This is a genomic window from Bartonella sp. AA16NXGY (genome assembly GCF_042197325.1).
Classification (GTDB): Bacteria; Pseudomonadota; Alphaproteobacteria; order Rhizobiales; family Rhizobiaceae; genus Bartonella.
In genome coordinates, this window is the sequence record NZ_JBHIRR010000004.1 from 71,435 (window position 1) to 91,503 (window position 20,069).

Annotated in this window: 15 protein-coding genes and 2 pseudogenes; 13 read left to right on the forward strand and 4 right to left on the reverse strand. The window is 39.6% G+C overall.

Annotated elements, in window-relative coordinates; genetic code table 11:
• The first annotated feature begins 277 nt into the window (after window positions 1–277).
• On the forward strand, window positions 278–841 hold the full coding sequence (gene rimJ, locus ACFINK_RS03580; protein WP_375628687.1) for a ribosomal protein S5-alanine N-acetyltransferase: 564 nt from the start codon (window positions 278–280) through the stop codon (window positions 839–841).
• 532 nt (window positions 842–1,373) lie between these two features.
• Here rimJ and ACFINK_RS03585 read toward each other — a convergent pair.
• Window positions 1,374–1,634: a DUF2312 domain-containing protein gene (locus ACFINK_RS03585; protein WP_005774567.1), complete on the reverse strand. Its 261-nt coding sequence runs from the start codon at window positions 1,632–1,634 to the stop codon at window positions 1,374–1,376.
• Between the two features lie 263 nt (window positions 1,635–1,897).
• Here ACFINK_RS03585 and ACFINK_RS03590 point away from each other — a divergent pair, with 263 nt between their 5' ends.
• Together ACFINK_RS03590 and pyk are read left to right on the forward strand one after the other, a co-directional pair.
• Window positions 1,898–2,386, forward strand: a complete 489-nt coding sequence (locus ACFINK_RS03590; RefSeq protein ID WP_273790491.1) for a DUF1036 domain-containing protein — start codon at window positions 1,898–1,900, stop codon at window positions 2,384–2,386.
• Window positions 2,383–3,819 carry a pyruvate kinase gene (pyk, locus tag ACFINK_RS03595; protein WP_375638264.1) on the forward strand — a complete coding sequence of 479 codons (1,437 nt, stop codon included), beginning with the start codon at window positions 2,383–2,385 and terminating at the stop codon, window positions 3,817–3,819. The genes ACFINK_RS03590 and pyk overlap by 4 nt, the downstream gene beginning before the upstream one ends.
• Window positions 3,820–5,297: 1,478 nt before the next feature.
• Here the strand turns inward: pyk and ACFINK_RS03600 are convergent.
• The gene (locus ACFINK_RS03600; protein WP_375613188.1) at window positions 5,298–5,687 is read right to left on the reverse strand and encodes a cell division protein ZapA; all 390 of its coding nucleotides are present in this window, start codon (window positions 5,685–5,687) and stop codon (window positions 5,298–5,300) included.
• 12 nt (window positions 5,688–5,699) lie between these two features.
• A complete protein-coding gene (locus ACFINK_RS03605) occupies window positions 5,700–5,975 on the reverse strand; it encodes a DUF4164 domain-containing protein (protein WP_005774573.1) in 276 nt (91 codons plus the stop codon).
• A gap of 334 nt (window positions 5,976–6,309) precedes the next feature.
• On the opposite strand from ACFINK_RS03605, the gene tkt reads away from it, so the two are divergent.
• The 5 genes from tkt (at window position 6,310) to ACFINK_RS03630 (ending at window position 13,474) form a co-directional block, all read left to right on the forward strand.
• Entirely contained in the window at window positions 6,310–8,316 is a 2,007-nt protein-coding gene (tkt, locus tag ACFINK_RS03610; protein WP_375638265.1) for a transketolase, read from the forward strand.
• 203 nt (window positions 8,317–8,519) lie between these two features.
• Window positions 8,520–9,527, forward strand: coding sequence for a type I glyceraldehyde-3-phosphate dehydrogenase (gene gap / locus ACFINK_RS03615; protein ID WP_375611739.1), 1,008 nt, complete (start codon window positions 8,520–8,522; stop codon window positions 9,525–9,527).
• A 513-nt stretch (window positions 9,528–10,040) separates the two neighbouring features.
• Window positions 10,041–11,234, forward strand: coding sequence for a phosphoglycerate kinase (locus tag ACFINK_RS03620; protein ID WP_375638314.1), 1,194 nt, complete (start codon window positions 10,041–10,043; stop codon window positions 11,232–11,234).
• Window positions 11,235–11,344: 110 nt separating this feature from the next.
• Window positions 11,345–12,376, forward strand: a complete 1,032-nt coding sequence (locus tag ACFINK_RS03625; protein WP_375638266.1) for a class I fructose-bisphosphate aldolase — start codon at window positions 11,345–11,347, stop codon at window positions 12,374–12,376.
• 660 nt (window positions 12,377–13,036) lie between these two features.
• Window positions 13,037–13,474 carry a hypothetical protein gene (locus tag ACFINK_RS03630; protein WP_375638267.1) on the forward strand — a complete coding sequence of 146 codons (438 nt, stop codon included), beginning with the start codon at window positions 13,037–13,039 and terminating at the stop codon, window positions 13,472–13,474.
• Window positions 13,475–15,459: 1,985 nt separating this feature from the next.
• Here the strand turns inward: ACFINK_RS03630 and ACFINK_RS03635 are convergent.
• Window positions 15,460–17,250, reverse strand: coding sequence for an ABC transporter transmembrane domain-containing protein (locus tag ACFINK_RS03635; RefSeq protein ID WP_375638268.1), 1,791 nt, complete (start codon window positions 17,248–17,250; stop codon window positions 15,460–15,462).
• Between the two features lie 186 nt (window positions 17,251–17,436).
• Between ACFINK_RS03635 and rpmE the strand changes: the two genes are divergently transcribed.
• The 5 genes and pseudogenes from rpmE to ACFINK_RS03660 all read left to right on the forward strand — a co-directional run.
• Complete coding sequence (rpmE, locus tag ACFINK_RS03640; RefSeq protein ID WP_005774581.1) at window positions 17,437–17,658, forward strand: 50S ribosomal protein L31; 222 nt, start codon at window positions 17,437–17,439, stop codon at window positions 17,656–17,658.
• Window positions 17,659–17,945: 287 nt separating this feature from the next.
• Complete coding sequence (locus ACFINK_RS03645; RefSeq protein ID WP_375638269.1) at window positions 17,946–18,260, forward strand: P-loop NTPase family protein; 315 nt, start codon at window positions 17,946–17,948, stop codon at window positions 18,258–18,260.
• A gap of 97 nt (window positions 18,261–18,357) precedes the next feature.
• Window positions 18,358–18,604, forward strand: a pseudogene (locus ACFINK_RS03650) (ABC transporter); the annotation flags it as partial.
• A gap of 933 nt (window positions 18,605–19,537) precedes the next feature.
• Window positions 19,538–19,705: a hypothetical protein gene (locus tag ACFINK_RS03655; RefSeq protein WP_273790483.1), complete on the forward strand. Its 168-nt coding sequence runs from the start codon at window positions 19,538–19,540 to the stop codon at window positions 19,703–19,705.
• Window positions 19,674–20,069 (forward strand): annotated as a pseudogene (locus ACFINK_RS03660) (hypothetical protein); the annotation flags it as partial. The gene ACFINK_RS03655 and the pseudogene ACFINK_RS03660, both read left to right, overlap by 32 nt.

Genomic DNA, 20,069 nt, shown 5'->3' on the forward strand with positions numbered 1-20,069 from the left:
CAATTCCCTTGCATACTTTGCCAGTCCCCAATGTTGCTACAGCGCCCCTTAGAACTTGAGAGCATTCATAAGAAATATTCCCCTGTCTTTACCTTATGCTTTAAACATACCACCCCCACTTATGACGGAAAAGCAAAAGATCCTCATTGATTCTAACGTAAGAAGTGTTGTGATGAGAAAAGCTTACTGTATTCGACATTATGATTTGAGTTTAAAAATGATGATTTGTTAAGATAAATCAACGTGTTATTGTGACATTGTCTAGGAGGAGAAAATGATGGCAATTAAAACAAAGCGAACAATTTCCACATTGATCGGTTTAGAAGATGCAGCTGAACTGTCTTCTTATTTCCTCCGTAATGCGAATCATCTGCGTCCTTTTGAACCTGTTAGATCTGATGGTTACCACAGCCTAACAGCTTGGGAAACACGAGCCAATGCATTTGCTTATGAAAGCGCACAGGGACAAGCATACCGATATGCTGTACGATTAAAAAATGAAAACACAGTCATCGGTGTTGTGAATTTTACAAATGTGGTTCGGGGTGTTTTTCAAGCCTGTCATCTTGGTTTTTCTCTTGATGAAAAACAACAAGGCAAAGGTCTCATGTTTGAGAGTTTATCGGCTCTAATACGCCATATCTTTCATGTTTATCATCTGCATAGAGTGATGGCAAATTATAGACCTGAGAACATAAAAAGCGAACGTTTATTAAAACGCCTTCATTTTGAAAAAGAAGGCTATGCCAAAGACTATTTGATGATTTCTGGAAAATGGAGAGATCACATTCTAACCTCTCGAATCAATGATCTTTATGAGTCCGTTAATAGATTCGAATAAAGTTTTGTTAAGGGTCTTTTTATCAAATGTGTAAATATTGCTGCACTTTTCCCTATCCTAAAAGACGAAGATCCTTAACCACCTCTTCTTTTGTAAACGGTTCAGACTCTCGTTTAGCGGATTTCAACGGCTGACCGCTTTCATATGTTTCTTTTCGTAGATAAGAAATTGATTTATCATCATAACTCATTTTTTTAATTTGAAGAGAGTCCTCAATATCGGAAGACTTTCTCATTTCAAATTTATTGATGTTTAATCATAAAAAACACCTCTCTTGCACATCACAAACTGAGTTGGCATAGGTTGGCATACAAGTGAGGGTTTATGTGGATAAAAATTATTGAAGAACAAGAATAAAAATTCTCTGTATAAATCCTTTTAAATGTGAGGGCTGTTGCAATATTGTGTATTCTGTGACCGATAGTCTCGTTACAAGTTACACAAACGGCTTATTGTTGGGTGAAATTTTTATACATTCATTTGTTTTTTGCATTTTCTTTTCTTAAAAAAATTTCCAACGTTATCAATGGTTTTAATTCATACCAAGCGCATTTTTATAAAGTTCAATGATTGCTTCTTCTTCCATTCGTTCATGTTCTTCTTTTTTACGCAGCCGTATAATGCTTCGAACAGCTTTACTATCGAAACCAGAGCCTTTAAGTTCAGTGTAAACGTCTTTAATATCATCAGAAATGGTTTTTTTCTCTTCTTCTAGCCGTTCAATACGTTCGATAAAAGAGCGTAATTGGTTTACGGATATAGCGTGTGTTTGATCGGTTACTGTATCGTTCATTGTATTTTTCTCCAGGTTATATATTTTAAGTTGTTTTTCGACGACGAATTTATGTTAAAAAAGCTTGAAAATAAAAAGTAAATCAAGCTACACAGCTTTTTTACAAATTGACTTTAAATATTTTGTAAAATTTTTAAGATATATGCATTGATAAAAGGGCTATAAAAAGAAAAATATAAAAATATACGTTTTAGATTTGAAAAGCTTTAAAAAAAAGAAATGTGTAATTTGTTTTGAGAATTTGGCATTATAGAGGAAGTTTTGTGATTTTAAAAAAGCGATATTGGGTGTTTCAGAAAGGATTAAAAGTTTTTCTCTTGAGCATTTTGCTCTTGTTTCCCCTTGTTGTTTTTGCAAAAGCTGACTTTAGAGTTTGTAATACAACCCAACAGTCTGTAGGGGTTGCTCTTGGATATCGTACATTTTCAGGGTGGGTGAGCGAAGGCTGGTGGACGGTACCAGTGACGGAATGTAAAACTTTAATTGAGGGGCCTCTTGCTTCACGGTTTTATTATTTTTATGCGGAAGGGGCACAAAAAAAAGGGAACTGGGCAGGCTCTGTGACCATGTGTGTGCAAGATAGCCAATTTACTATTCAAGGGGTTCATGATTGTTTCCCTCGAGGATATCAAAAGGCTGAATTTAAAGAGATCGATACCGGAAATCAAACCAGTTGGATGGTACAGTTGACGGATGAGTCTTTGTTAAACAATTCAGTTATACCTTCTCTTTCAGGAAATTCTCCACCGTGAAACGTGCACGTAAAGTAAAAATTATTGCGACTCTTGGTCCTTCTTCTTTTTCTCGTTTGATGATTGAAAAGCTTTTTAGGGCAGGAGCAGACGTTTTTCGTCTTAATATGAGCCATACTGATCGTGATATGCTGGGTGATTTGGTCGAGTCTATACGAGAAGTTGAAAAAACAGTTCGACGTCCCATAGGTATTTTGGTGGATCTTCAGGGGCCAAAACTGCGTGTGGGGCGTTTTGCTAAGGGGCAAGAAGATTTGCGTGTTGGGCAAAGCTTTACATTAGATAATCGCGATGTTCTTGGCGATGCGCAGCGTGTTTTTTTCCCTCATGAGGATGTATTTGCGGCTGTTAAACCAGGGGACCGGTTGTTGATTGATGATGGAAGGGTGGAACTGCGCGCGCAAGTATGTGATGGTTATTCTGTCCAGTGTCGTGTGGTTTCTGGTACCCGTATTTCTGATCGAAAAGGTGTGAGTTTTCCCGATACAATTTTGCCTTTTGATTCGATGACGTCAAAAGATAAGGAGGATCTTCAGGCTCTTTTACAGCAGCCTGTTGATTGGGTTGCTCTTTCTTTTATTCAACGTCCAGAAGATATTATGGCGGTGCGTCAGTTGACGAAAAGTAAGGTGTCTTTGATGGCTAAAATCGAAAAGCCTCAAGCCTTGGAGCATATAGAGAAGATTATTGAAATTTCCGATGGTATTATGATTGCACGGGGTGATCTCGGTGTGGAAATGCCTCTGGAAAAGGTCCCTGCACTTCAGATGGAGTTGATAAAAGCTTGTCGTTTAGCTGGAAAACCGGTTGTGGTGGCAACACAAATGCTCGAATCAATGATCACATCTTCTGTTCCCACACGCGCAGAAGTGTCGGATGTTGCTACAGCAGTTTATGCAGGAACAGATGCGGTGATGTTGTCTGCTGAATCTGCTTCTGGTCGTTATCCTGAAGAAGCTGTGCTTATGATGGACCGAATCGCGCGACAAATCGAACAGGATCACACTTATGCCGCTCAGGTTGGAGCACAACATCCAGCACCAGAATCAACAGGAACGGATGCGATTTCTCTTGCTGCGCGTCAGATTGCTGAAACACTTGCTCTATCCGCTATCGTTGCCTATACGGCTTCAGGAACAACGGGGGTGCGCGCCTCTCGTGAACGCCCTAATAGACCGATTATTGCTTTATCGCCCATTGTGGAAACAGCAAGGCGTTTGGCTCTCGTTTGGGGGCTTCATTGTGTGGTCACGCAAGATGCTCGCAATTTAGAAGATATGGTTGATCGAGCAGCAGTCATTGCATTTCAGGAAGGTTTTTGCAAAGGGGGAGATCGCTTCCTTGTGACAGCTGGTGTTCCCCTTGGAACGCCTGGTGCGACAAATCTCTTGCGTATTGCTTCTGTCTCTCAAGATGGAACGAAAGGGATTTGAGCCGTTTACGCATGGTGTTTTTTCATGCGCCTTTGAACAGGCTTTAAAAACAACGGGTGTGCGCTTCTTGTGAATGCCTCCATAGACCCATTATTCTTTTATCTCCTATCGTAAGATAGCAAGGTGTTGCATTAGGTCGTCCAGTTTGGGGATGGAAGCAGATGCGGTGATGTTGTCTGTTGATTTTGTTTTAGTTCTGAGGAAACTGCTTTTACGGTAGGCATTTAATGGGAGCCCCCCTTTTATTTCATTGAGACAGATTGGGGATGCTTTATTGATGTTTATACGAGCGAGATGTTTATTGATAATGAGAGTTCATTCTTTCGCTTTTTGGATAAGAGCCTTGAAATTTTTCCCATTTTAAACTTTTGCAAACAGAATTGAATAAAATTAAAATTATGTGCCTAAAAAATCGTACTGGTATGTTATGAGAAAAAGTGATGGGTGAATGTGTTTTTAAAATATGCTTTGTCGAAGCATTTGCAACATATTGATTTATAATGATAATTTATCGTTATTAAACTTGAATTAGAACCCCGAATTCCGTAAGATTCTCTTAAATTTATTTATGTTTTGTTAATCATAACTCTTTGTTTGTACATCACAAGCGGGTGGGTTTTATGGGAAAAAGCTGTACAAGAAAGGCGTCCCTCTTATGAATCGTTTTACGAGCCAAGGGGGCTATCGCAATATTGAGGGCTGACTATAATGATGATGCCGACTTGCTCTTTCTTTTATTAAGCTTGGAGATTTTGAGGGGTGGGGAGAGAAATATGGATGAATTGTTATAAGGATAAAAATAGCGGTAGAGGATGTTTTCAAGAGCTATTATTGTTGTTTATGATGTTTGAGGTTGTATGAGATTAACATACTCTTCGGGTTTGACTTTTTTCCTGCTCTAAAGGATGAAAATACTTAATTCACGCTGGTTTATAAATGATACGGTTCTTTTCGGTGGGTTTCATCGGATGGACATCTCAGGTGCAAAGACTCCATGGTGCTTATAGTATCAAATAGCGGTGTTTTACGGTATAATAGATAAGGTTATTTTTTAATATATATTGAATCTGCTTGATATTATCTAAGGGGCAAGGATTTTTGGGCATGCATTCATAGGGAACATGAATATAGCTCTTTTTTTCGAAGGGTGCTTTATTTGTTTGTTGCTGTTGTCATTTATATGATTTTTTTACAATGATGTTGATTTTGTTATCTTATTGCGCGGTTAAAAGACATCTCATTTGAAATGTGGTGATATAAGGCAGTCTCCTTGATGTAGGAAGCGTTTGTGCGGAGGTAAATATTCAGGGTAGGGCTTTCTTGTTGAGGTTTAAGTTAATCCCATAAGTCGTGAGTAGCTGGAATCCTTCCTATAAAAAACCAGACTGTTTACACACTGGTGTGGGTTTAAGAATTTTTATCCTGTGAGATGTGGCGGACAAGTCAAATCTCTGGTTTATTATGCGCTGATGTACTTTTTAGAAATCTTCCTGTTCCTGTTCTTGTTCTTGAAGGTTTGTGCGGTTTTGATCATCTTTGAGCAATTGGTTTGTGAGATTTTCAATGCGTTGTGTGGTGTCACGCATAATTTTCCCCATGGTGCGGTCTCTTTCGTTGTGGAGTCGTAAAAGAGTATTGTAGTCTTCTTGTAATTTTTTATTTTCTCGTTTTATTTCTTCCATTTCATCAATAATCATTATGCCAGCCATAACCGATAAACGATGGTCGCCAATTTCACCAAAATTGTTCTTTAAATGTGTGATATATTGATCCAATTGAGCAGCAAGCGCAATAAGACGACGTTCTTGTCCTTTGTCACAAGCCATGCGATAAACTTTACCATCAATGGTAACGGAAACAGTTTCCATACATTCAAACCTTTATCTATCAATGACAACACGAATTGTTTCCATTGCTTTAATAAGACGTTTGGAAACTTCTTTGTTTACGGACTCTAAGCGTTCAATTTGGGCTTCAGCTTTGTCAAGCGCTTGGGCAAGATGGCTGCGGTCAGCATTCATTCGTTGGATTTCTTCTTCCCATTCGTTATTTTTATCAATAACGGCATTGCGGTTTATTATGGTGATCTCTAAAGTTCTAAGTGCCTTTTCTAGGTGCTCTAAAGCATCTTGTAGAACTGTAGTCTCTTGGTTCATTGCTTTTATCCTTTGGGTAATTGTATCCTTTATCAATGTGTTATGCAAAAACGAATCACTTTCACTCTTGTGTTGTGTGCATTTTATTTTTAAGTATGTAGGATATTTTAGCAAGCAAAGCAGGGGATAGATATAAATTAAAAGCTGGATTTTTTGCGCGTATTGGCATAAATGACATGGATATACAGAACGCGTGAGGGGAATGTTATTAATATTATTGAAGTGGTGGCAAAAAGTCTCACGCTAATGGTTAGAAAATAGTATTTCTTGAGAATTTTAAGAGAATACGGAAAAAGCAACAGAATAACGTATTTAACGAAATGGTCGAGTATTCATGACAAACACCCACCAACAGAATCAGATGGCCAATGCTATCCGTTTTCTTGCTATTGATGCGATTGAAAAAGCAAATTCTGGTCATCCGGGCTTGCCAATGGGAGCAGCCGATATTGCTACGGTTCTTTATACAAGATTCCTTGCTCATGACCCCAAAAAACCTCGCTGGCCTAACCGTGATCGTTTTGTGTTATCAGCAGGACATGGGTCTATGTTGCTTTATGCTCTCTTGTATCTTTCTGGTTATGAAGATATTGGCATTGAAGATCTCAAAAATTTTCGCCAATTAGGAGCAAAGCTTGCTGGGCATCCAGAATATGGGCATGTGGCAGGAATCGAAACAACGACTGGTCCTCTTGGACAAGGGTTGGCTAATGCTGTGGGGATGGCTCTTGGAGAGCGTTTGCAAAATGCTCGTTTTGGTGATCTTATCAACCATTACACTTATGCGTTGGTGGGCGATGGATGCCTTATGGAAGGGATATCTCAAGAAGCACTTTCCCTTGCTGGTCATTTGAAACTCAATAAGCTTATTGTGTTGTGGGACGATAATAATATTTCTATCGATGGAGAGATTTCCCTTGCTGACAGTACAGATCAGATTGCGCGTTTTAAGGCATCTGGTTGGGAGACACATAAAGTCAATGGGCATGATCAAGCAGCAATTGCGCGGGCTATTGAGGCGGCACAAAATTCCGATAAACCAACTTTGATCGCTTGTAAAACAACAATTGGCTTTGGAGCACCCAATAAAGCGGGTACCAATAAAGTTCACGGAGCCCCTTTGGGCGCACGAGAAATCACTGAAACCCGTATCGCGTTAGGGTGGGATGCTGAGCCTTTCGTTATTCCAGCCGATATTCTCGATAATTGGCGCTTGGCTAGTCTCAATGCTGCTAAAAAACGCCAAAAATGGGAAGAAAAATTTGCTGATCTTCCTGTCTCAGAGCGTGTGGAGTTTGAAAGATTGATGCGGGGCGATCTCGTGGGCGGATTTGATGGCGCTATTGATACTTATAAACAGAAATTGGTTGAAGAGCGCCCCGTTGTTGCTACGCGTAAAGCTTCGGAAATGGCTCTTGAAGTGATCAATGAAGTCGTTGTTGAGACTATTGGTGGTTCGGCTGATTTAACCGGATCTAATAATACAAAAAGTAGCCAGATGAAAAGTATCTCTGCTGAAGATTTTTCAGGGCGCTATCTGCATTATGGAATTCGCGAACATGCAATGGGAGCTGTGATGAATGGTCTTGCCCTTTATGGCGGCTTTATTCCTTATGGGGGAACCTTTTTATGCTTTTCTGATTATATGCGTCCTGCTATGCGTTTGTCTTCTCTCATGGGGTTGCGGGTGATTTATGTCATGACTCATGATTCTATTGGTCTTGGTGAGGATGGTCCGACCCATCAACCCGTAGAGCATTTGGCTTGCCTGCGTGCAATGCCTAATCATTTTGTGTTCCGTCCTGCCGATGCTATGGAGACAGTCGAGTGTTGGCAATTGGCTTTGAAAGCATGCGGGACGCCTTCTACCTTGGCTTTAAGTCGACAAAATCTACCGCTTTTGCGTCAAGAGTATGAAGAAGAAAATCTCTGTATGCTTGGTGCTTATGAATTTCTAACAGCTAGCGATGATGCACAAGTGACGCTGTTTGCTTCTGGTTCAGAATTGCAAATTGCAGTGGAAGCACATGCGGTGTTAGAAGAAAAAGGCATCCCAACGCGTGTGGTTTCTGTGCCTTGTTTTGAACTTTTTTCTCAACAATCTCTCTCCTATCAGCGTGCTCTCATTGGAGATGCACCGATTAAAGTTGCCATTGAAGCTGCTGTCGCCCAAGGATGGGACCGTTTTATTGGCTGTGATGGTGTGTTTATTGGTATGGAGGGCTTTGGGGCAAGTGGAACAATTGATGCCCTTTATGCGCATTTTGGTATTACTTGGGAAAATGTTGTTGCCACCGTTGAAAAAGGGCTGGAAAAGATCAAAGAGGAAAAGACAAAGTGACAGCTTGTGTTGTCATGAATGGGGTGATTGTAGGGCATCATATTCTGTGCAGTATTGTGGATGATCTTGTGCATTATTGTGGATAAGTGAGTGAGTGATCAAGATATTGACATTGTGGGAATTAATGATTTTGGATTGGTGAAATACCCATTTATTGTGTTTTAAATGTTGTGCTTTTAAAAATTGATGAGGAAACATGTGAAATGACAGTTCGTGTTGCAATTAATGGGTTTGGTCGTATTGGTCGCAATATTTTACGTGCACTTGTGGAAAGTGGACGACAAGATGTTGAAGTGGTTGCAATTAATGATTTGGGATCGGTGGAAACAAATGCCCATTTATTACGCTATGATTCAGTTCATGGGCGTTTTCCTGGGATCGTTAAGGTGGTAGGGGATGCTATTGATGTGGGAGGTGGTTTAATAAAGGTATGCGCAGAGCGTGATCCTGCTCAATTGCCTTGGAAAGATTTGGATATCGATATTGCTTTGGAATGTACGGGTATTTTTACTGCGCGTGATAAAGCAAGTGCTCATTTAGATGCGGGGGCAAAGCGTGTTCTTATTTCTGCGCCTTCTGAAGGAGCAGATCTTACGGTCGTCTATGGGGTTAATCATCAATCTTTAAGCAGCGAGCATCGCGTTGTTTCAAATGCTTCTTGTACAACCAATTGTTTGGCGCCTGTTGCACAAGTTTTACACAACACGGTGGGCATTGAAAAGGGCTTTATGACAACAATCCATTCTTATACGGGTGATCAACCTGTATTGGATACAATGCATCGGGACCTTTATCGTGCACGTGCGGCAGCTCTTTCTATGATTCCTACCTCAACAGGAGCGGCAAAAGCTGTGGGATTGGTTTTGCCAGAATTAAAGGGATTGCTTGATGGTGTATCGATTCGTGTTCCGACCCCTAATGTTTCTGTGGTTGATTTGACATTTATCGCTAAGCGTTCCACAACAATCGAAGAAATTAATACAGCTATTGCTACTGCTGCACAAGGTTCTTTGAAGGGTGTTTTGGACACTACAGAAGAGAAACTCGTGAGTTGTGATTTTAATCATAATCCTCATTCAGCTATTTTCCACAATGATCAAACCAAAGTGATTGATGGTAAGCTCTGTCGCGTTCTGGTTTGGTATGATAATGAATGGGGCTTTTCTAACCGTATGAGTGATACGGCTGTGGCTTTTGCTAAGACAATATAAGAGGACCTCAGGGTCCTCTTTTTATAGGGAAAAGTCTCATTTTTGTGCAATTTTGAGAAAAACAGTTAGAGGCTGTTGTTCTCATGCGCTAGAGAGAAGAGGCTATTGAAAAATTGATGATGTGTTTTGTTTTAATACTGTGTCAATACGTGCTTTTAAAAGATGCATGAAAGAGTAAACTTTGAAAAAGTAAGATCTGAACGAGATACCTTTTGAGAAAACGTTAGAAAACAGGAGATGTAAACTCTTTTTCCTAGAAGTAAAAGGAAGCTTTAATAGAGATCAAGTTGAGCCAATGCATTTGTTTGCCACAATGGAATATGAAGATTAAGAGCAATGGTGGGCTTTTGTACATTTGACGATAAAAGCTTTGGCTTTTCAAACAGAGGGTGAGAGATGGGCTGTCGTGGATCTCTTGTAAAAGCAAAGAGGGGGGATAAGTGGAAAGAAAAGTGGGCAGGGTTGTTGGATGCGTTTTTATTTGAAACAATGGAAAGTGAAGAGGAAGCAGTGATGGGGTTTCGTACACTTGATGATGTTGATGTTTTGGGTAAACGTGTTCTGGTGCGCGTAGATTTTAATGTTCCTATGGCGCAAGGTAAGGTATGCGATGAGACGCGTCTTGTACGACATAAAGAGACACTCGTTGAGCTACAAAAGCGTGGTGCTAAACTTATTCTGCTTTCTCATTGTGGTCGCCCCAAAGGAAAGGTAGAGCAAGAGTTTTCACTCCGTCCTGTTGTGCAAGTGCTGGAAAAGATCATTAATCAGCCGGTTGCTTTTGCTCCTGACTGTATCGGTTCGGCGGTTCAGGTTGCAGTTGAGTCATTACAAAATGGTGGTGTTTTACTGCTTGAAAATGTTCGTTTTTATGCTGGTGAAGAAAAGAATGATTGTTCTTTTGCAGAAGCTTTGGCTCATAATGGAGATCTCTATGTCAATGATGCTTTTTCAGTTTCTCATCGTGCCCATGCTTCGGTGGAGGGAATAACGCATTTGTTGCCTTCTTATGCAGGACGCTCTTTGCAAGGTGAATTGCAGGCATTAGAAAAAGGACTTGGCAATCCAGCACGTCCTGTGGTTGCCCTTGTGGGAGGAGCAAAGGTTTCTAGTAAGCTTTTTGTGCTCAATCATTTGGTGGAAAAAGTTGACTCCTTAATTATTGGTGGGGGGATGGCTAACAGTTTTTTAGCTGCGCAAGGTATCCATGTAGGAAAGTCTCTGTGTGAACATGCATTGATGGAAACGATAAAAAAAATTATTAAAAAAGCGCAAGAGTGTCACTGTACGCTTCTGCTCCCTCAGGATGCTGTCGTTGGATTTCGTTTTGAAAAAGATGCACCGCATCGTCTTTATGACATTGAAGATATTCCACAAGATGGCATGATATTGGATATTGGGACGCGCTCTATTGCGCATATCAATACTGCGATAGATGAAGCTGCTACTCTTGTGTGGAATGGACCCCTTGGTGTTTTTGAGATGCCTCCCTTTGATAAGGGAACCATTGCCGTTGCACGCCATGCAGCAGAACGTAGTTTGACGGGAAAGTTGGTTTCAATTGCGGGAGGGGGCGATACGGTTTTTGCCCTTAATCATGCCGGTGTTGCCAATGATTTTACTTATCTCTCAACTGCTGGAGGAGCTTTTTTGGAATGGATGGAAGGTAAGGTTCTTCCTGGTATTCTTGCCCTTATGCAGGCTTAAAGGGCTTCTTTGAAGGGGAAGGTTAAAGAAAAATTATACAGTCGTGTAGAGTGTTTTTGATAGTGTTGCGCATTTTTAGAAATTAAGACAAAATAAAGAGGAATTTTTTTATGAATGAACGGCTTGAAGATATTGCACTTGCTTTGGTGCATGCGGGTAAAGGTATTTTGGCGGCAGATGAAAGTAGGGCGACCATTGGAAAGCGTTTTGAAAGCATTGGTGTTGAATCCAATGAAGATAAGCGCCGTGCTTATCGTGAAATGCTTTTTAGTACAAAAGAAGCGATGGAAAACGCCATCTCTGGGGTTATTTTATTTGATGAAACCATTCGGCAAAAAGCATCAACTGGGAAAATGTTGACGGATCTTATTCGGGATTCAGGCGCTTTGCCAGGCATTAAAGTTGATACCGGTGCAAAACCCTTGGCGGCTTTTCCCCAAGAGACAATTACCGAAGGGTTGGATGGTCTTCGTGAGCGGCTAAAAGATTATTATGCTTTGGGAGCACGTTTTGCTAAATGGCGTGCGGTAATTGCTATTGATGAACACACTTTGCCAACAAGAGGCGCCATAAGACAAAATGCACAAGCTCTTGCACGCTATGCTGCCTTATGTCAGGAGTTCAATATTGTGCCCATTGTTGAGCCGGAAGTGTTGATGGATGGATCATCGTGTGGGCATTCAATCACACGCTGCTTTGAGGTGACACGCACTGTTTTGCAGGCTGTCTTTAAAGAATTGTTTGAAGCTCGTGTTCTTTTGGAGGGGATGATTTTAAAGCCCAATATGGTGATTGATGGAAAGGATGCACGCAAGGCTTCTGTTGAAGAAGTTGCTGAAAAGACCGTCCAAGTGCTTAAACAAACTGTTCCTGCTGCTGTTCCAGGAATTGCTTTTCTTTCTGGAGGGCAGTCTGATCAGGAAGCAACGGCGCATTTATCTGCTATGAATTCTTTGGGCGTATTGCCTTGGAAATTGACCTTTTCCTATGGACGCGCATTGCAAGCAGCTGCCTTAAAAGCATGGGCAGGAAAAGATGAGAATATTGCTGTTGCACAGAAGGCATTTCGTCATCGGGCTCGGATGAATCATCTTGCGGCTTTGGGACAATGGACAAAAGAACAAGAAAAAGCGTGCGCTTGAAGCACAAGCTCTGTTTTTAAATGCGGAGAGATTTTTCATATTTCTGCGTGATTTTTTGTGCCCTCATCATGATAAAAATGGCGGGGGCGTTTTAGACTTGAAAGCTTTCTCAGAGAGTTTTTTCCTTGGACCTTTTAAAAGTCTTTAATGGGTGCTATCGAGAGATAAGATTGCGGGAGAGGTGCAATTTCGAGAAGGGGAGATAATGCTAGGAAATTTGTGAATGCACAGCACTTTAGTATGGTGTCGTTCATGGGTGGGCACTTGCTTTTTGAGTGAAAATCAGAAAGCTCATACTGTATTGAAGAGTTTGATATTGTGATATTTTTTCTTTTTCATGTTATCATTACTTGTCATCAGCAGAATTTATTTTATTGCAGTTTCAAAGGTGGATTAAGCGGGTAGATTAGAGAGTTGCGATTTCTGAGCGGATTGGAATACAGCTTATGAAGCTTTTCTGCGTCAGGATAGCTTCCTCTTCAATGGGGGTAGTTTTTCTATTGGCGAACGAATTGAATAACTCTTGCGAAAGAAAATAGATTTGTACCTCAATAAAACACCTATTTTTTCGTTAAAATGGATAAATTTTTCTTGTATTTTGTGATGATATAATTAAAAATAAATAACTTCATAGCATCTTGGCTTAAAACGGGGGGAGTTGTGGACGGTATATCTTCTAAAAATAACAGCATATCTTCTAAGAATACAAGCATCAAAAGAAAAAATCGATACGCAGAACAGAGCTTTTCTGCAATTATGATGCGAAAATTGTGCAATATGGTGCGTGGGGTATTCGAAGGGATCTTTACAGTATTTACTTTCATAATTTTTATTATCTTGCTCAGCATACGTGGACCGGTTCATACCGCATTAAAAGTTTTTGGGTCGGTGAGTGGAATAGGGTGCTTTTTCTTTTTTGTCGGATACTACTTAGAACGCCGTGACGCAACAGCAGATGAAGCCGGTATATCGTTCGCATTACTCATGGCAATTGCTGAAGGCGTTTCTTCTATTTGCTGCCTGTCTGCTGCGTGGGGTTACGACGCTCTCTTATTCCGTTTAGCACCTCCTGGGTATGTTCTTATTCTCCCTGAATAAATAGAGTGCAATTCGTTTGCATACAAATAAAAATGAGAGGCTGTCTGCCTCTCAAATTCTTAATAATCGCTCTCCAAAATCATAACATCAAACCCGCTTTTAATGAAGGGACTAACAAGCCTTGGGTCCTTAAGCCTCAAGGCAACCCTTTACAAGGGCGGTGCGCCTAACGGCATCCTTGATTAAGACACCCAAACGGCTTATGAACAAACTCTCTTATTAAGCCACATCATCTTTTATTCTTCTCATGCGGTTCTGAAATCATGATATAAAGGGCAAGCTTCTCATCGTGCCTAAATGGTAACTTATCGTGTGTTAAATGGAAAAATGAGAAAAAGCATCTTTATGCAATATAATCCAATTATGATTTATTGATTTAAACATAAAGGGTTTAAAGCCTTCTACAAGACTGATACGATAAAAGGGGGAAGTTGCCTATCTTAGAAACTAAGGCGTATTTTAGGTGCTCTTGATATAGCTATCTCACCAAATGGTTTTGAAGACTTATCCTTTTAGCTCTATCCGCTAAAAGGTCATTTTGAGGGTTCTTGGTTAATGAATGTAAAGAAAAATTAGCACATAATATTTCGCTTTGCTGGTATAGATGCTGAATGAGTTAATTATCTAGAGGATTACTGAAGAGGAGCGCTAAAAAATGATGAAAATCCGCTGCACTTCGATGAATTTGTGATTGAAGATATAATCGTAGAACTTGGCTTATCTGTTCCTGAAACAGCTGAATGATTTGAAATGGTTAGGGTGTGTATTTTACACACACTTGGCTCGCTATACAAAAAAATTATGATTTAGTGCAAGCTTTAAAACATAAATACCCTAAAGATATATCCTCTTTGTACATGTTCTTATCATCGTTAAAATGCTTTCTTAAAGCACGACAGGGGGTGCTATAAAGTTGAGGGCTGTAAAATATATTGGGCTTGGAGGGGGTGAGAAGATGGTATTCAATCGAAGTACTCTATCCTTATTTTATGGGCTATGACTGAAAGAGAGAGCTGGAGAGACGATTTGTGAGCAAAGAGACGTTGTTTTGAGGTTGCGTGTCTGCAAGAGCAGAACAGTGGTCGTGGTGATATTTAAAAACAATAAATTTGGTAAAATTTTACAATTTTGCCAAAAGCCAGTTTATTATAAAAGCTGTTGCTCATGTGCTCTCACAAAGTTATAAGAAGCTCAAAAGTGCTAAAAGAGTCTTTGCTCTTTTTCAATAATATGGATCTGCAAACAGTGTTCGTTTTTTTGAAAGAGAAGAAAAGGATATTCTTGTAATAGAGAGAAGCGTATTTGTGAATTACAATTTGTCATGATTTTCGGTAAACACTATTATTTATAGCGGTGAGAGAGGGTATGAAAAGTTTTTCATATTCAGTTTTTTAAAGAGTGTGGTCAGTCTTTAGGGTAGTGCTTGTGTCCCTAGAGCCTATCAAGTGAGCCGCATAAGGGTTTCAGCAAGCGAGCACCTATTATACTTTTTGCCAGCGTATACTCTTTTGTCAGCGCCCCAATGTTTTGACAGCCCTTAGAACGTAAAGGGGCAAGGGAGGTATTTTACCTCTTTCTTGTACCGTTTTACTCCACACACCAACTCTGCTTGTGATGAGCAAGCCAAGAGATTTTGTTTGACTCACTATGAGGGTTTGACATGAGAAAATCCTATGGTATTCATGATCTTTCATGAAAAACAATGAATTATCCTTATAAATCAACGTGACAGTGCTGTTATGAAGAGAACTCCTTGCACATCTTAATAGCCCATAGCGATTTAACTGGGTATTATTTTATATTCTGTACACAGAAGTGTCTTTATAAAAATACTCCATCTTGCGCAGAAAAAAGAACAGCCCGTTAAAAAGAAAAACATCTCAATGCTTGCTTTTCTTTTTTCCATGAGAGATTTAAATTGATAAGCCTGTCTGAAAAAAGTGCTGTTTATGCCCTTAAAGATATTGCTCTTGTATCAAGATTACTTATTCGGGTGAAAATTGGAGTTTTGCGAGGTAAGCATAAACGCCATTTTTTGCCACAAGTTCGGCATGGGTTCCTTCTTCCACAAGGGCGCCTTTATCCATAACAAGAATGCGATCTGCTTTTAAAATTGTTGCCAAACGATGTGCAATGACCAAGGTTGTGCGGTTTTGCATCAACCCTTCTAAGGCGTCTTGCACCAACTTTTCACTGTTTGCATCTAAAGCCGATGTTGCTTCATCAAGCAGCAACAGGGGTGCATTTCTTAAAATTGCCCGCGCAATACCAATGCGTTGTTTTTGTCCCCCAGAAAGCATGGTACCGCGTTCTCCTACTTGCGTATCCAAGCCATCTGGTAAAGCTTGAATAAATTCAAGTGCATTAGCCGCTTTAGCAGCAGCAAGGATTTCTTCTTCATGGGTATTTTCAGTTCCAAAAATAATATTATCACGCAATGTTCCATCAAAAATAGCAACATCTTGTGGAACATAGGAAATTGCACTGCGTAAATCTTGTAAAGAAAGGCGATTAATTTCTGTGCCATCCAACCGAATTGTTCCATTTGTCGGATCATAAAAACGAAGGATCAAAGAAAAAATGCTGCTTTTTCCTGCTCCGGAAGCCCCAACAAAAGCAACCGTTTCGCCTGCTTTTACAGAAAAGGAAAGTGAGCGTAAAACCTTCTCTTGTGGTCTAGAAGGATAGGTAAAATCAACTTGATCAAAAACAAGTTCACCTCGAACAGGTTGCGCCAATGATAAAGGATTTTTAGGTGCTACAATAGTAGGTTGTTCTTGTAATAATTCGGCAAGCCGTTCAGCAGCGCCTGCTGCTTGGATTAATTCTGCCCCAAGTTCCGATAATTGCGCAAAAGTAGAAGCTCCAAAAACCGCATAAAGGACAAATTGCCCTAATGTCCCTCCTGTCATCGTTCCATTCAAAACATCGCGCGATCCAATCCATAAAACAGCAACCACACTGCTAAAAACCAAAAAAATTGCAAACCCCGTAAAAAAGGAGCGCAAGATTACAGAAGCACGTGCTGTTTGAAAAGCACGTTCTATCAATTGTGAAAAACGTATTGTAACGAGTTTTTCAGCGGTAAAAGCTTGCACAGTGCGAATAGCACTTACCTGCTCTGTAGCAACAGCATTGGCATCTGCGAGACGATCTTGCGCCGCGCGGGTACGAGAGCGAACTTTACGTCCAAAGACTACCAAGGGAATGGCCACAACAGGAATAGCTGCTAAAACCAACAAAGACAATTTAGCATTGGTGATCACCATCATTACGACGGCTCCGATCACGATAATCAGCTGACGCAAAGCGGTAGAGGCGGTAGAGCCCACAGCTAATTTTATTTGTGTGGTATCTGTTAGAAGCCTTGAAACAATCTCTCCTGAATGTGATCGATCAAAAAAAGCAGGAGAAAGTTTCATAATATGGACAAACACATCACGCCGTAAATCGGCAACAATCCGTTCTCCCAAGGTGATAACACAGTAATAACGGGCTGCTGAAGCAAATGCGAGAAACAAGGCTAAGATAAACAAAATTCCAAAGTAAAAATTGATATGTCCATGGCTTGAAGTAGAAAACCCATGATCAAACATTTGGCGGATAGCCACAGGCAAAGCTAATGTGACTAGAGCAGCAACAGATAACGCTAGAAAAGCAAAGATAAACAACCAACGATAGCGCAAAAGATAAGGAACAAAAATTGCAAGCGAAGAGAATGAAGATTTTTTAGGGGAAGACTTTGTCGATTTTTCTGAACGAGAACGTAATGTCATAAAATTTTGCTCACTGTATTGGATTTGTAACACTTGATACAATGATGTATCTTGAACACTTGTTTTTTGATGCGTGCTCAGTTATAGAAATAAATACTTTAATCAATGTATCAAAAAGACAAAGGAAGTGCACTTAAAAAAACAAGCAAGTGCTATTTCATTCTATAAACGCAAAAGGTTTGACGCATGAAAGCGAATATTCACCCCAATTATCATAAAATTACCGTTGTTATGACGGATGGAACCCAATATACGACGCGCTCTACTTGGGGAAAAGAAGGCGATACTCTTAATCTAGATATTGATCCAAGAACGCATCCGGCATGGACAGGTGGCTCCCAAACACTCGTAGATCGTGGTGGTCGTCTTTCTAAATTCAAAAATCGTTTTGGTAATATTGGCATGTAAAAGCCTCCTTTTTATGGGGAACAAAGGTTTTAAACAAATCGATTGCAAATGGATGGATTTTTATCCTATCAAAGAGTGCACTTTAAATATTAATTCAAAAACGCATCCGACATAAACAGATGGGTCTTAAACACTTATAAATCATTGTGGTTGCGTTTTTTAAATTAAAAAATCATTTTGAATATATGCATAAATCCTTTCTTCCCTAGAGTATAAAGACTTGAAATAAAATAATTGCAAACTTTTCTTCTTTTTTTGGAACTGAACATACCCATGGAGAGGAAATTTTGGCCACTTCTAAAGCTGCCAATGCATTTGAATTTATTCAAGCTTTACCAGATGGCTTGGATACGCAAGTAGAAGAACGTGGTACTATGCTTTCTGGGGGGCAAAAACAACGCATTGGTATTGTACTGGCGATTTTAAGAAATGCAGCCCTCTTGTTGCAAGCTGGCACCGTCATTATATTTGCCAACTCGTGGATGTTGCTACAGCCCTTGGCACTTGAGATAATTTATTATAGGCATTTTAAGTTCTTTCTTAATAGTTTTTTATTCACGCGGGCTCTCTCCGCTTGGTACGTGCAAAAGACATGGTTTTGATTGGTTCACCATGGAACAGGTTTGAAATGAGAGAATCTTACGGTATTCGGGATTCTCATTCAACATACAAGACAATGAATTATTATTATAAATCAAAATGTTGCCACTTGATGAAGCAAGATTTGCTTTAGATGCAAACAGTGAAAAGTTGGTGCAAGATACCTTAGAAGGATTGATGCAAAATCCTAAATCCTGGTCATTGCACATCGTTTGGCAACAATTTTAAAAGCAGATCGTATTCTCGTGATGGATAAAGGCGCTTTTGTGGAAGAAGGAACACACAACTCATTATAAAAAATAATGTTTATGCGCATTTGGCTCAACTGCAATTTTCATCTGAGTAAGTGATCTTGATACAAGAGCAGTATCTTTAAGGGCATAAACAGTATTCTTTTCAGACAGGCTTATCAATTTAAATCTCTCATGGAAAAAAGAAAAGCAAGCATTGAGGTGTTTTTCTTTTTTAACGGGCTGTTCTTTTTTCTGCCTGACATTTTTATAAAGACACTTCTGTGTATAGAATGTAAAACGATGCCACGTTAATCTCTATGAATAATTAAGGGGAGAGTTCTCTTCATAACAGCACTGTCACGTTGATTTATAATGATAACTCATTGTTTTTCATGAAAGATCATGAAAAACATAGGATTTTCTCATGCCAAATGTAGTTATATTAAATCAATCAAAACCATGTCTCTTGTATGTGGCAAGCAGAGAGAGCTCGCGTGAATAAAACACTTTAGAAAGAATAAGTCCTCTTTATGAATCGTCTCAAGTTTCAAGGGCTATCACAACGGGGGGCGCTGGCATAAGAGTATGATGGTGCTGGGCTACTTAAAGAAGAACTGCTAAATAGGCAGAGGCGCTTTTTATTGATGTTATAAAACAGTGCGAACAAAGCACGCAGTTTGTTTTGCTGTTTGGTTGAGTTAAGGTTTTTATTACTTTGAAAATCAATATTTCATGGATCATGCATTTTGAGGGCTTATAAGGCTTTTCTTTAAAGTACATAAATCATTAAAACAGCATTATTAAATACAAATTGTTTTATTTTACCAATAAAAACATCTATATTTTGTGTATTGTTTTTATTAAAATATAATATGTAGTGATTTTCAAATCAGATGTACACACAATGATACAATATCGAGGGATCGATAAAAGAGCTGCGTTAAATATTGGTGGGAATAAAAGAGAGCAAGAATGGAAGAAGACATAAAATTGGCAATAGCTTTCATAATAGCTATAATTAAGGTCATTTGGAAATGGGGGAAAAAATGTGGGAGTGTAAGATGCGGCGTTATGATTTTCTGCATCATATGGATGGGGAAGTCGTGGTATTCGGGATACTCAGTGGATTTTTTGTTCGGTTTGGCAATGATAGTGTGTTGTGGGGGAAGCTTAATGCTTGCATTGGCAATTTATCAGAACAAGCATTTAACTAAACAACTTGAGCAAAAAGAGCAAGAGTGCGCTGGATATCAAGATATTATTGCTCAAGGGGAACAGAAATGTCTTCAATTGACTGAACAACTTGAGAAAAAAAAGCAAGAGTGCGTTGGATATCAAGATATTATTGCACAAGGGGCATATAAGTGTCTTCAATTGACTGATCAACTTGAGCAAAAAGCGCAAGAGTGCGCTGGATATCAAGATATTATTGCACAATGGGAACAGAAGTGTCTTCAATTGACTGACCAACTTGAGCGAAAAGAGCAAGATTGCGCTGGACATCAAGATATTATTGCACAATGGGAACAGAAGTGTCTTCAATTGACTGACCAACTTGAGCGAAAAGAGCAAGATTGC